The organism is Citrobacter sp. Marseille-Q3906 (genome assembly GCF_916618775.1).
Taxonomy (GTDB): Bacteria; Pseudomonadota; Gammaproteobacteria; order Enterobacterales; family Enterobacteriaceae; genus Citrobacter; species Citrobacter murliniae.
This window is the reverse complement of record NZ_CAKAKA010000002.1, coordinates 2,016,710-2,029,868: the sequence shown is the minus strand read 5'-3', so window position 1 is coordinate 2,029,868 and position 13,159 is coordinate 2,016,710. Positions and strand designations below refer to the sequence as shown.

Here is a 13,159-nt window from a genome sequence, read left to right as displayed (position 1 = left end):
ATTATGGGGTGGTTGGAGCGTCGGGAACCAGCAGCATGCCAGAAAGACGACCATAGGCGTTATTCAGCGTCTTCTGACGGGTTGACTGACCGATCAGACCGCTGAGTTCATCCAGCCGCTGTTGCAGCAATGCTTTGAGTAACTGTTCGTTATCCAGCGTCTGTTTAATATACCCGGCAACCAGATCCTGAACGCTTCGCGTAATGCCTGGTGGAGTTTTTTCTTCCATGACCACTTCAATACTTTGCAGATAGCTAACTTCCTGTTCCAGTAAAAGGTCCCATTCACCGCGCTGCGCCAGTTCCAGCAGCGAGTGACTGAGTAGCGCGATGCGCTGCCAACGGTTGATAAACTCCACGGCTGAGGTCATTAACGGGACTCCTGGGACGACGCGTTGGGTGAGATCTGTTTCCAGGCTTCCGCAATATTGCCGAGCAATGCTTCGACTTCTTCAATGGCCTGGCAATCATTGTTCAGATTTGCGTGCAACAAACGACGAACCATATAGTCATAAAGTGATGACAGATGGGTTGCGAGCTCCCCACCTTTTTCATGGTCCAGGCCTGCCTTCAGGCCATTGTCGATAATATTGATCGCCTTGCTCAATGCTTCACCTTTGGCAACGATATCACCCTGCTGCATAAACAGGCGAGCGCGCACCAGGGCGCTGTGCGCGCCATCAAACAACATTTCGATCAGCTGATGCGGACTGGCGCTCATCACGGCGCTCTCCACACTGACCTGTGCATAGGCTTTGGTACCGCTCGCGGTATACATGCTTACCTCGTGTTATCAGGAATTATTCATCGCTGAAAATTGTTGACCCAGATAAGTACTGGTGCTGTTCAGTTTGCTCATCATTGAGTCCAGTTGCGTAAACTGCGCTTTATAGCGTGCCACGACTTCGTCAATGCTATTACTTACAGTCAGATACTGCTTAGTCAGCAGTTTCAGATTGGCGTTAATATTGTCCTGCGCATTGTCGATAATGCCGTCATCAGCCAGATAGCTTTTTACTTCAGTGGCAATCTTGGTGGTAATCCCCGTTTCTTTGCCATCGCCAACCAGCAGTTCGCGGGTGGCTGCTGTGTTATCTTTCAGCGCTTTAGCCAGCTTCTCTTCATCAATTTTTAGCTTACCGGTGCCGCCGTCCTGAGTAATACCAATCTCAGACATGGTTTTAAACGGGGATTCGCTGCCACTGTTCGCAAATGGAGCACGAATACCGTTTTGGATAGTACGTAAAACACTGTCACCCAACAGTGCGCCGTTATCCGTACTTGCTGCTTCACCCGGTTCAACTTCTTTATATTTAGTCAGCGTGCCAAAGGTATCGACCAGCGAGTTATAGGCATCCACCCAGGTCTTAATTGCGGCAGTGGCCTTTTCATCACTTTTTGTGACAGTGATGGAAGCATCTTTGATTTCTTTGGTCAGCTCAAGCGTGATGCCTTGCGGTGCGTCGGTTACGGTATTGCTTTGACGTTCAATATCGATGCCGTTGACGGTCAACTGTGCATTTTGCGCACCGACCAGTTGTTTCATCTTCCCGCTGCCGGCTTTGCTGTCATAAGACAGTAAATCGTTCAGTTTCGTATCATTCGACACCGAGATCGTCATTTCGCTTTCGGTGCCGCTCTCTGCGGTTAATACCAACTGGTAATCGTCATCTTTCACTTTTACCAGGCTTGCAGAAATGCCACTGTCAGCATCGTTAATGGCATCCCGGATATCTTCGAGAGAGGTTTCGCCTTTGCCTAACTTGATTTCCAGCGGTTCTTTACGGCCTGGTTGTGAGATCGTAATAGTGCGCTCATCAACGCTGGTATCGCCCAACTGTTCTTTGGTAGAGGTAATTTTTGACGTAGTCGATAACGACTGCGCTTGTGCCAGTTGGGTCACGCTAACGGTATATTTACCCGGAGCCGCACCTGCGCTGGTGCTGACTTTTAAATCTTCTGTGCTGCTGGTGGCTGTGGTGCTTTTAAACAGATCGGCGCTGTTTAGTGCGGTATTCGCCGTCTGAAATTTTTCTAATGCACTTTTTAGCGTGCCGTAAGCGGTAAGACGCGAGGTGTTAGCGCTCTGTTGCTGGGTAATAGGCGTTAAGCGCTTTTTCTCAGCCGTCGTTAAGTTTGTCAGCAATGTATCCAGCGGTAAGTTCGAACCAACGCCCAGTGATGTAAATGAAGGCATGCCTAATTCCTTGTGATTGCAAACAGTAGTTAAGCGCTTTATCGGCAATCTGCGCGCAAAGTTTAATAATAGTTTTGCAAAAATAATGCGCAGAATAGTGGCAATTAAAGAGGGTATTTCAGGGGCTAAGAAAAAAGAGGGCGGAAAGTGAAAATTTTCTAAAGTTCGAAATTAACGTGCCGATACATGGGTTACGGTGAGAAACCGTGGGCAACAGCCCAATAACATCAAGTTGTAATTGATAAGGAAAAGATCATGGCACAAGTCATCAATACAAACAGCCTGTCGCTGTTGACCCAGAATAACCTGAACAAATCTCAGTCTTCCCTGAGCTCCGCTATCGAGCGTCTGTCTTCCGGTCTGCGTATCAACAGCGCGAAAGACGATGCTGCTGGTCAGGCGATCGCTAACCGCTTCACATCTAACATCAAAGGTCTGACTCAGGCGTCCCGTAACGCCAACGATGGTATCTCCATCGCGCAGACCACCGAAGGTTCTCTGTCTGAAATCAACAACAACCTGCAGCGTGTTCGTGAGCTGGCGGTTCAGTCTTCTACTGGTACCAACTCCCAGTCTGACCTCGACTCCATCCAGGCTGAAATCACTCAGCGTCTGAACGAAATCGACCGCGTATCCGGTCAGACCCAGTTCAACGGCGTGAAAGTACTGGCGAAAGACAACACCCTGACCATCCAGGTCGGTGCCAACGATGGCGAAACCATCGATATCAACCTGAAAGAAATTAACGCCAAAACGTTAGGCCTGGATTCACTGAACGTCCAGAAAGCATACGATGTAAAAGCAACGGCTGTGACCACTGGTACAACGAAAAGCTATGTTGATACTACAACGGATGTCAAGACACTTGATCCGACTGCAATTAAAACAGCTCTTGGCGATCCAAAGGTTCCAGGTACTGATACTTATTCTGCTACTATTACGTTCAAAGATGGTCAATATTATGCTGACGTTTCTGGTGACTCAGAAACCGGTCCTACCACTAAAAACGGTAAATATGCAGTTACCGTTGATGACAGCGGCAATGTGACATTAGCTGGTGGTGCAGCAAAAGTTACAGGTGTTACCGGTGATACCACCGCGACAAAAGTTAAACAGGAGCAAATTGGTAACCCAGTAACTGTATCTGCTGCTGAACTTAAACCTCTGACTGATGCAGGCATTGATACTACAGGTGCTAAACTAGTCAAAATGTCTTATACCGATTCAAATAATAAGACTATTGATGGTGGTTATGCGTTAGAAGTCGGTGGAAAAAGATACGCAGCAAATTACACCGATAATAAAGTAGAACTTAAGACGACTTCTTATACTGATGCTTCTGGTAAAACTGCAACAGCAGTCAACCAACTGGGTGGTGTTGACGGTAAAACTGAGCTGGTAGAAATTGCCGGTAAAACCTACACGGCTGCTAAAGCAAAAGGTCACAACTTCCAGGCAGAACCTAAACTGTCTGAAGCAGCTACTGCAACTACCGATAGCCCGCTGGCGAAAATTGACGCGGCGCTGGCGAAAGTTGCTGACCTGCGTTCCGACCTGGGTGCGGTACAGAACCGTTTCAACTCTACCATCACCAACCTGGGTAACACCGTAAACAACCTGTCTGAAGCTCGTAGCCGTATCGAAGATGCTGACTACGCGACCGAAGTGTCCAACATGTCTCGTGCAAACATTCTGCAACAGGCAGGTACTTCTGTTCTGGCTCAGGCTAACCAGACCACGCAGAACGTTCTGTCTCTGCTGCGTTAATTTACACTTATCGCGCAAACCCCGCTACGGCGGGGTTTTTTACATTCAGCTTTACCCGTAACCCCCAAATAACCCCTCATTTCACCCACTATTCACCCGATTAAAACCCCTGCAGAAACGGATAATCATGCCGATAACTCATTTAACGCAGGGCTGTTTATCGTGAATTCACTGTATACCGCTGAAGGTGTAATGGATAAACACTCGCTGTGGCAGCGTTATGTACCGTTGGTGCGTCACGAAGCATTGCGCCTTCAGGTGCGCTTGCCGGCGAGCGTAGAACTGGATGACCTGCTACAAGCGGGCGGCATCGGGTTATTGAATGCAGTTGACCGATATGACGCTTTGCAAGGAACGGCATTTACCACTTACGCAGTGCAGCGTATTCGTGGAGCTATGCTGGACGAACTACGCAGCCGGGATTGGGTGCCGCGTAGTGTCCGGCGCAATGCTCGCGAAGTGGCACAGGCGATGGGGCAACTGGAGCAGGAATTAGGGCGCAACGCGACGGAAACCGAAGTGGCGGAGCGTCTGGCTATTCCTGTGCAAGAGTATCGTCAGATGTTGCTTGATACCAATAACAGCCAACTCTTCTCATACGATGAGTGGCGGGAAGAGCATGGCGATAGTATTGAGCTGGTGACCGAAGAGCACCAGCAGGAAAACCCGTTACAACAGCTTCTTGAGGGGAACCCGCGCCAGCGCGTGATGGACGCGATTGACGCGTTGCCGGGGCGCGAGAAACTGGTGTTGACGCTGTACTACCCGGAAGAGCTGAATCTGAAAGAGATTGGTGCTGTTCTGGAAGTGGGCGAATCACGGGTCAGTCAGTTGCACAGCCAGGCTATCAAACGTCTACGCACCAAACTGGGTAAGCTCTAGGGGTAATTTTACCCCTGAACAATGCCGCATAACGTATTGACTACCAGGAGTTATCATGACGGTGCAGCAATCAAAAAGACGGCCTCTAAGCCGCTACCTCAAAGATTTCAAACACAGCCAGACGCATTGCGCCCATTGCTTTAAGTTACTCGACAGGATCACGTTGGTCCGCCGGGGACAGATTGTGAATAAAATCGCTATCGCCCGCCTGGATACGCTGATGGATGACGCCGCCTGGGAGCAGGAAAAAAAAGAGTGGGTGGCGTTATGCCGTTTTTGCGGTGATTTGCATTGCAAAGAACAAAGCGACTTTTTTGACATCATCGGCTTTAAACAATTTTTGTTTGAGCAAACCGAGATGAGCCACGGTACGGTACGCGAATATGTCGTTCGCCTGCGTCGCCTCGGCAATCATCTGACCGAGCAGAATATCTCCCATGACCTGCTGCAGGAAGGATTCCTCGACGAAAACCTCGCCCCGTGGTTACCGCAAACCAGTACTAACAATTACCGCATTGCGCTGCGAAAATATGAGCAGTTTAAAGCCCATACGCATATGGGACATATGCAGAAATCCTCCTGGACAGCCAGTTCTGATATATATTAAAAACGAATAAGGTGTAACAGAGTCGTGTTTGTGGATCACGGCAAACGCTTTACACTATGCTCATAAATAGCAGTCACTAATGACAATATTCGGGGTAACTATGAAATTAGCACTTCTGGGACGTCAGGCTCTGATGGGTGTAATGGCTGTTGCACTTGTCGCCGGAATGAGTGTAAAGACTTATGCGGATGAAGGTCTGTTAAATAAAGTGAAAGAGCGCGGCACGCTGCTGGTGGGTCTTGAAGGGACCTATCCCCCGTTTAGTTTTCAGGGTGATGACGGCAAGTTGACCGGTTTTGAGGTGGAATTTGCCCAGGAACTGGCAAAGCACCTTGGGGTTCAGGCCTCGCTGAAGCCGACCAAATGGGATGGCATGCTGGCATCACTTGATTCAAAGCGCATTGATGTCGTCATCAACCAGGTGACCATCTCTGACGAACGTAAGAAAAAATATGATTTCTCTACCCCGTATACGGTTTCCGGTATCCAGGCGCTGGTGAAAAAAGGCAATGAAGGCGTTATTAAGACCGCTGCTGATCTGAAAGGTAAAAAAGTTGGCGTCGGTCTGGGAACCAACTATGAAGAGTGGCTGCGCCAGAACGTACAGGGCGTAGATATCCGCACCTATGATGACGATCCGACTAAATACCAGGATTTGCGCGTAGGCCGTATTGACGCCATTCTGGTTGACCGTCTGGCTGCGTTGGATCTGGTTAAGAAAACCAAAGACACGCTGGCTGTAACCGGTGAAGCCTTCTCCCGTCAGGAGTCTGGCGTGGCGCTGCGTAAAGGCAACGAAGATCTGCTGAAAGCAGTGGATGCAGCAATTGCGGATATGCAGAAAGACGGTACGCTGAAAGCCCTCTCTGAGAAATGGTTTGGGGCGGATGTGACGAAATAATCGTCACCCGAATAAAAAAGGCGCCTTTAACAGCGCCTTTTTTTATTTCACAGCGCCTTAATGTGCATAATAAAAAGAACATCACAACAACGTCTGCTCAATGGATTTTGGGTTGCAGCCAATGTACGTGCGGCCCGAAAGACAACGAGTCAATACCGGAGGCTCTATGCCACTGCATAACTTAACGCGCTTTCCGCGTCTGGAATTTATTGGCGCGCCAACGCCGCTCGAATATCTCCCGCGTTTTTCCGATTATCTCGGACGCGATATTTTCATTAAACGTGATGACGTCACGCCGATGGCAATGGGCGGCAATAAGCTGCGCAAGCTGGAGTTTCTGGCGGCGGACGCGCTGCGTGAAGGCGCAGATACGCTGATAACCGCGGGCGCTATTCAGTCTAACCACGTTCGCCAGACGGCGGCGGTGGCGGCGAAGCTGGGGCTACATTGCGTGGCGCTGCTGGAAAACCCGATTGGCACAACTGCTGAAAACTATCTCAGTAACGGTAACCGCCTGCTGTTAGATCTGTTCAATACCCAGATTGAAATGTGTGATGCGCTGACTGACCCGAACGCGCAGCTCCAGGAACTGGCGACACGCATTGAGGCTCAAGGGTTTCGTCCGTATGTGATCCCGGTCGGCGGTTCAAATGCGCTTGGTGCATTGGGCTATGTTGAAAGCGCGCTGGAAATTGCTCAACAGTGTGAGGGCGCGGTTGAGATCTCTTCTGTCGTGGTAGCATCAGGCAGCGCGGGAACGCATGCCGGTCTGGCCGTTGGCCTGGAACAACTGATGCCAGGTGTTGAGCTGATAGGGGTGACCGTATCGCGCAGTGTAGCCGATCAAAAGCCTAAAGTTGTTACACTTCAACAGGCTATTGCCAGTGAACTGGAACTGACGGCTGCGGCAGATATTCTGTTGTGGGATGAGTATTTTGCGCCGGGCTACGGTATGCCAAATGAAGAAGGCATGGAAGCGGTAAAACTGTTAGCGCGTCTGGAAGGTATCTTGTTGGATCCGGTCTATACCGGTAAAGCGATGGCAGGATTAATCGACGGCATCAGCCAGAAACGTTTTAAAGATGAAGGGCCAATTCTCTTTATTCATACCGGTGGGGCGCCTGCGCTGTTTGCCTACCATCCTCATGTGTAACGGCAAGGTAGAAAAACGCTAATGCAAGAAAGTATCCAACTGGTGATTGATTCGCTGCCATATCTGCTGAAAGGTGCGGTATTTACGCTTCAGCTGAGTATTGGCGGGATGTTTTTCGGGCTGGTGCTGGGGTTTATCCTCGCACTGATGCGCCTGTCGCCGCTGTTACCTGTCCGCTGGCTGGCGCGCTTTTACATTTCTATTTTTCGCGGAACCCCGCTGATAGCCCAGCTGTTCATGATCTATTACGGCCTGCCGCAGTTTGGCATTGAACTGGATCCTGTCCCGGCGGCGATGATTGGTCTGTCGCTGAATACGGCGGCTTACGCGGCGGAAACGCTGCGCGCGGCAATCTCCTCCATCGACAAAGGCCAGTGGGAGGCCGGGGCGAGTATTGGTATGACGCCGTGGCAGACAATGCGCAGGGCGATCCTGCCACAGGCTGCGCGCGTAGCTTTGCCGCCGCTGAGTAACAGCTTTATCAGCCTGGTGAAAGACACTTCACTGGCCGCGACGATTCAGGTACCGGAACTGTTCCGTCAGGCACAACTGATTACTTCGCGTACGCTGGAGGTGTTCACCATGTATCTGGCGGCCTCGCTGATTTACTGGGTGATGGCGACGGTGCTTTCCGCACTGCAGAACTATTTTGAAGAGCAGCTAAACCGCCAGGAGAGAGAGCCGAAATGAGTGCTATCGAAGTCAGAAACCTGGTGAAAAAATTTCACGGGCAAACGGTGCTACACGGTATCGATCTGGATGTTAAACCCGGTGAAGTCGTGGCAATTATCGGGCCGAGCGGCTCGGGGAAAACCACCCTGTTGCGTAGCATTAATTTGCTCGAGCAACCGGAGGCGGGCACGATCAAAGTTGGTGACATTACTATTGATACCGCACGCTCCCTGAATCAGCAAAAGGGATTAATCCGTCAGTTGCGTCAGCACGTGGGCTTCGTGTTCCAGAACTTTAATTTGTTTCCGCATCGTACGGTGCTGGAGAACATTATTGAAGGGCCGGTTATTGTCAAAGGTGAGGCGAAGGATGAAGCGACAGCCCGTGCGCGTGAACTGCTGGCGAAGGTAGGGCTTGCGGGTAAAGAAACCAGTTATCCACGGCGTTTATCTGGCGGACAGCAGCAGCGCGTGGCTATTGCCCGGGCGCTGGCGATGCGTCCGGAAGTGATCCTCTTTGATGAGCCAACGTCCGCGCTTGATCCGGAACTGGTTGGCGAGGTACTGAGCACCATTCGTCAGTTGGCGCTGGAAAAACGCACCATGGTTATTGTGACGCATGAAATGAGCTTTGCACGTGATGTTGCCGACCGGGCGATATTTATGGATCAAGGACGGATAGTGGAGCAGGGACCCGCAAAGGCTTTATTTACCGATCCTCAGCAACCTCGTACTCGCCAGTTTCTTGAAAAATTTCTGATGCAATAAATAGTGCCACAGCACTCACCAAAGCCGTTTTGGTGAGTGCCCTGCATAACTATTTATAATTATTGATTTAATATTGACTCACCACTCTGCTGCAATAGCCTGTTGTTGAGCCATACTCAAGTAATTCCACACTTGTCCGATAATTTGCATATATAAAATACATTTATGTGTTAGCGTGTTCATACATTTGTGATGATTATCAATCTCAGGAGCATTACCACTTAGTATGCAGGATCATGATTTCTTCACCTGGCGACGGAGTATGCTGTTACGCTTTCAGGAAATGGCGACGGCAGAGGATGTCTATAATGAATTACAACATCAGACGCAACATCTGGAGTTCGATTTTTACGCGCTCTGTGTCCGTCATCCCGTACCATTTACCCGGCCTAAAACGGCACTTCATACGACGTATCCCAAAGCATGGGTGGCGCATTATCAATCCGAAAATTATTTCGCTATTGATCCGGTGCTGAAGCCTGAAAATTTCAGTCAGGGCCATCTGCCCTGGAATGACACGTTGTTCCGCGATGCCCAACCACTGTGGGATGCGGCGCGTAATCACGGATTACGTAAGGGGATTACCCAGTGCTTAATGTTGCCGAATCGGGCTTTGGGCTTCCTGTCTGTGTCGCGTGCGAGCGTGCGTAATAGCAGCTTTGAGCAGGATGAGGTGGAACTAAGGATGCAACTGCTAATACGGGAAAGTCTGTCAGTTCTAACTCGACTGGAAGATGACATGGTCATGACGCCGGAGATGCGTTTTAGCAAGCGGGAAAAAGAAATATTGAAATGGACCGCAGAGGGAAAAACATCTTCAGAGATAGCGATGATTCTGTCGATTTCTGAAAATACTGTTAACTTCCATCAGAAGAATATGCAGAAGAAGTTCAATGCCCCGAACAAAACACAGATTGCCTGCTATGCCGCAGCAACCGGGCTTATCTGAGTAAATTGTCGTTCTGAGTATCAGGCGCAAAAACCGGCTGAGAGCAATGCTGTCAGCCGGTTTCTTATTACTGACGGTAGGCCTGTTTAATTTGCTTAACAGTGCTGGAGAATACCTCAGCCTGTGTTTCGTCCTCAATCAGCGCGATCTGTTTTTCCATTTTAAGAATCACGCGTCCTGCATCGGCTTGTCCCATTGCCTGCAGCATCAGCGTTAACATGGCTTTCAGGCAGGTGACTTCATTAGCCAGTTCTTGATTATTCTCGGCAGTGGAAAAATCAGGCGTACTCATTTATTTTCCTCGTTATGTTTCAATGAAAAAGTGCGATGGCAAATCTTAAGGCGCCGGAGTATACCATAAGCTTTGCTAAAAATATCAGAGGTTGTTTTTTGCGCAAACGCCCGCTGGCGATATTAAAATAAACAATATGTTGCAGTGCATATATTTTCTCCATTCTTTGTATATTGCGAGTATTCGACTCGTTAATTATTGTTACAAGCTTGCTTTGCTATTTATCATTCAGCGTAAGAATATGAATTTTTTGTCACTATTCTGAAACAGCCAGACCGATATAACTGTCTCTGAAGGTTGTCCGCTGTGGAAGTTTCCACTCTTCGTACAATCTAATTTCCAAAAACGAGAGCAAAATCGAAAGTCGGGTGTTTTTTACATTTCAAAGTTGAGATAAAACCCGTTAACATAGGACCGATTAACTATCGGTAGCGTTATCCCTATTCTGGAGATATTCCTTTGATCAACGTTTTTCTTGTTGATGACCACGAACTGGTGCGCGCAGGGATACGACGCATTCTTGAAGATATAAAAGGCATAAAAGTTGTCGGCGAAGCGTGCTGCGGCGAGGATGCGGTGAAATGGTGCCGTTCAAACTCCGTCGACGTTGTGCTGATGGACATGAATATGCCCGGTATTGGCGGTCTTGAAGCAACCCGCAAAATTGCACGTTCAACAGCTGACATCAAAGTGATTATGCTGACAGTCCATACCGAAAACCCGTTGCCGGCAAAAGTCATGCAGGCAGGTGCCGCGGGGTATCTCAGCAAGGGGGCCGCGCCTCAGGAAGTTGTTAGTGCGATTCGTTCGGTTTTTTCCGGGCAGCGCTATATTGCCTCCGATATCGCTCAACAGATGGCACTTAGCCAGATTGAGCCTGAGAAAACGGAGACACCGTTTGCCAGTTTGTCTGAACGCGAGTTGCAGATTATGCTGATGATCACCAAAGGCCAGAAGGTCAATGAGATCTCAGAGCAACTGAATCTCAGTCCTAAAACGGTGAACAGTTACCGCTATCGAATGTTCAGTAAATTAAACATTCACGGCGATGTAGAACTGACTCACCTGGCAATTCGCCATGGCCTGTGTAATGCGGAGACATTAACAAGCCAGTGACCGATCAGTTTGATGCAAAAGCGTTTCTGAAAACCGTGACCAGTCAGCCCGGTGTTTATCGTATGTACGATAGCGCCGGGACGGTTATCTATGTCGGTAAAGCGAAAGACCTGAAAAAGCGGCTTTCCAGCTATTTCCGCAGCAATCTCGCTTCACGTAAAACTGAAGCGCTGGTCGCGCAAATCCAGCAGATTGATGTTACGGTGACGCATACCGAGACCGAAGCATTATTGCTCGAACACAACTACATCAAGTTGTATCAGCCACGCTACAACGTGCTGCTGCGTGACGATAAATCCTATCCTTTTATTTTCCTTAGTGGTGACACTCATCCGCGCCTGGCGATGCATCGTGGGGCCAAGCATGCAAAAGGTGAGTACTTTGGACCGTTCCCAAACGGTTATGCGGTACGTGAAACGCTGGCGCTATTGCAGAAAATATTCCCTATTCGCCAGTGTGAAAACAGTGTCTACCGCAACCGTTCGAGACCTTGCCTGCAATACCAGATTGGCCGCTGTCTTGGGCCGTGTGTGGCAGGTCTGGTGAGTGAAGAAGAGTATGCGCAGCAGGTTGATTACGTCCGGTTGTTCTTATCCGGCAAAGACGATCAGGTCCTGACACAATTGATCGCCCGGATGGAAAAAGCCAGCCAGAATCTGGAGTTTGAGGAAGCTGCTCGTATTCGTGACCAAATTCAGGCCGTACGCCGTGTGACCGAGAAACAGTTCGTTTCGAATACCGGTGATGATCTGGACGTCATCGGCGTAGCATTTGACGCCGGGATGGCTTGTGTACACGTTCTGTTTATTCGCCAGGGTAAGGTACTGGGCAGTCGCAGCTATTTCCCTAAAGTTCCGGGCGGAACAGAGTTGGGCGAAGTTGTTGAAACTTTTGTTGGGCAGTTCTATTTACAGGGCAGCCAGATGCGCACCTTACCCGGTGAGATCCTACTCGACTTTAATCTTAGCGATAAGATGCTGTTGGCGGACTCCTTATCTGAGCTGGCCGGGCGACGAATTAATGTCCAGACGAAACCGCGAGGAGATCGCGCGCGTTATCTGAAGCTGGCTCGTACCAATGCGGCAACGGCGCTAACCACAAAGCTTTCTCAGCAGTCCACCATTACTCAGCGTCTGACGGCCCTTGCATCGGTGCTGAAGTTACCTGCGGTGAAACGCATGGAGTGTTTTGACATCAGCCACACGATGGGCGAGCAGACGGTGGCCTCCTGCGTGGTTTTTGATGCTAACGGACCGCTGCGTGCGGAATATCGTCGCTATAACATCACCGGTATCACGCCGGGCGATGATTATGCGGCGATGAACCAGGTGCTGCGTCGACGCTACGGCAAGGCAATTGAAGAAAGTAAAATCCCGGATGTCATTCTGATCGACGGCGGCAAAGGTCAACTGGGGCAGGCGAAAGCCGTTTTTGCTGAGCTGGATGTACCCTGGGATAAACAACATCCGCTGTTGCTCGGGGTGGCGAAGGGTGCCGATCGCAAAGCCGGTCTGGAAACGCTGTTTTTTGAACCGGAAGGAGAGGGGTTCAGTCTGCCGCCTGACTCGCCAGCACTACACGTTATTCAGCATATTCGCGATGAGTCTCACGATCATGCCATCAGCGGACACCGTAAAAAACGCGCGAAGGTGAAAAGCACCAGTACGCTTGAAACTATTGAGGGCGTCGGACCTAAACGTCGACAGATGCTGTTAAAGTATATGGGCGGGTTGCAAGGGCTTCGTAACGCAAGTGTCGAAGAAATTGCAAAAGTGCCGGGTATTTCGCAAGGTCTGGCAGAAAAGATCTTCTACTCGTTGAAACATTAGGCCCTCTGTAGCAACATAGGGGTAATTT

The 13,159-nt window shown here is 49.7% G+C and carries 14 protein-coding genes and 1 pseudogene; 10 read left to right on the top strand and 5 right to left on the bottom strand.

The genetic code is table 11. From position 1 onward, the window contains the following. Position 1 precedes the first annotated feature (1 nt). Genes fliT through fliD form a run of 3 tightly spaced genes read right to left on the bottom strand, consistent with a single transcriptional unit; the run spans position 2 to position 2,196 of the window. Entirely contained in the window at positions 2-370 is a 369-nt protein-coding gene (fliT, locus tag LG384_RS13970; RefSeq protein ID WP_045444309.1) for a flagella biosynthesis regulatory protein FliT, read from the bottom strand. Continuing rightward, positions 370-777 (bottom strand): flagellar export chaperone FliS, encoded by a 408-nt coding sequence (fliS, locus tag LG384_RS13965; protein WP_045444306.1) that lies wholly within the window; start codon positions 775-777, stop codon positions 370-372. Before fliS ends, fliT begins: the two co-directional genes overlap by 1 nt. A 15-nt stretch (positions 778-792) precedes the next feature. Then, positions 793-2,196, bottom strand: a complete 1,404-nt coding sequence (gene fliD / locus LG384_RS13960) for a flagellar filament capping protein FliD (RefSeq protein WP_048221229.1) — start codon at positions 2,194-2,196, stop codon at positions 793-795. 255 nt (positions 2,197-2,451) lie between these two features. Between fliD and LG384_RS13955 the strand changes: the two genes are divergently transcribed. The 8 genes from LG384_RS13955 to sdiA all read left to right on the top strand — a co-directional run bounded on the left by LG384_RS13955 (position 2,452) and on the right by sdiA (position 9,894). Continuing rightward, positions 2,452-3,963, top strand: a complete 1,512-nt coding sequence (locus tag LG384_RS13955; protein WP_225761099.1) for a FliC/FljB family flagellin — start codon at positions 2,452-2,454, stop codon at positions 3,961-3,963. A gap of 162 nt (positions 3,964-4,125) precedes the next feature. Continuing rightward, positions 4,126-4,845 carry an RNA polymerase sigma factor FliA gene (locus LG384_RS13950; protein ID WP_225761098.1) on the top strand — a complete coding sequence of 240 codons (720 nt, stop codon included), beginning with the start codon at positions 4,126-4,128 and terminating at the stop codon, positions 4,843-4,845. 55 nt (positions 4,846-4,900) lie between these two features. Beyond that, complete coding sequence (gene fliZ, locus LG384_RS13945; RefSeq protein WP_045444294.1) at positions 4,901-5,452, top strand: flagella biosynthesis regulatory protein FliZ; 552 nt, start codon at positions 4,901-4,903, stop codon at positions 5,450-5,452. Between the two features lie 100 nt (positions 5,453-5,552). Continuing rightward, a complete protein-coding gene (gene tcyJ / locus LG384_RS13940; RefSeq protein WP_045444291.1) occupies positions 5,553-6,353 on the top strand; it encodes a cystine ABC transporter substrate-binding protein in 801 nt (266 codons plus the stop codon). Positions 6,354-6,519: 166 nt separating this feature from the next. Beyond that, the gene (gene dcyD / locus LG384_RS13935; RefSeq protein ID WP_225761097.1) at positions 6,520-7,506 is read left to right on the top strand and encodes a D-cysteine desulfhydrase; all 987 of its coding nucleotides are present in this window, start codon (positions 6,520-6,522) and stop codon (positions 7,504-7,506) included. 21 nt (positions 7,507-7,527) lie between these two features. Further along, entirely contained in the window at positions 7,528-8,196 is a 669-nt protein-coding gene (gene tcyL, locus LG384_RS13930) for a cystine ABC transporter permease (RefSeq protein WP_045444284.1), read from the top strand. Next, positions 8,193-8,945, top strand: a complete 753-nt coding sequence (gene tcyN / locus LG384_RS13925; protein WP_045444281.1) for an L-cystine ABC transporter ATP-binding protein TcyN — start codon at positions 8,193-8,195, stop codon at positions 8,943-8,945. Before tcyL ends, tcyN begins: the two co-directional genes overlap by 4 nt. A 226-nt stretch (positions 8,946-9,171) precedes the next feature. Continuing rightward, complete coding sequence (gene sdiA / locus LG384_RS13920; protein WP_045444278.1) at positions 9,172-9,894, top strand: transcriptional regulator SdiA; 723 nt, start codon at positions 9,172-9,174, stop codon at positions 9,892-9,894. Positions 9,895-9,961: 67 nt separating this feature from the next. On the opposite strand, the gene LG384_RS13915 is transcribed toward sdiA, so the two are convergent. Beyond that, positions 9,962-10,186 carry a DUF2594 family protein gene (locus LG384_RS13915; RefSeq protein ID WP_045444275.1) on the bottom strand — a complete coding sequence of 75 codons (225 nt, stop codon included), beginning with the start codon at positions 10,184-10,186 and terminating at the stop codon, positions 9,962-9,964. Beyond that, positions 10,183-10,293 (bottom strand): annotated as a pseudogene (locus tag LG384_RS13910) (hypothetical protein); the annotation flags it as partial. The gene LG384_RS13915 and the pseudogene LG384_RS13910, both read right to left, overlap by 4 nt. A 352-nt stretch (positions 10,294-10,645) precedes the next feature. On the opposite strand from LG384_RS13910, the gene uvrY reads away from it, so the two are divergent. Together uvrY and uvrC are read left to right on the top strand one after the other, a co-directional pair. Beyond that, a complete protein-coding gene (gene uvrY, locus LG384_RS13905; protein WP_003834023.1) occupies positions 10,646-11,302 on the top strand; it encodes a UvrY/SirA/GacA family response regulator transcription factor in 657 nt (218 codons plus the stop codon). After that, positions 11,299-13,131: an excinuclease ABC subunit UvrC gene (uvrC, locus tag LG384_RS13900; RefSeq protein WP_045444271.1), complete on the top strand. Its 1,833-nt coding sequence runs from the start codon at positions 11,299-11,301 to the stop codon at positions 13,129-13,131. Before uvrY ends, uvrC begins: the two co-directional genes overlap by 4 nt. Positions 13,132-13,159 lie beyond the last annotated feature (28 nt).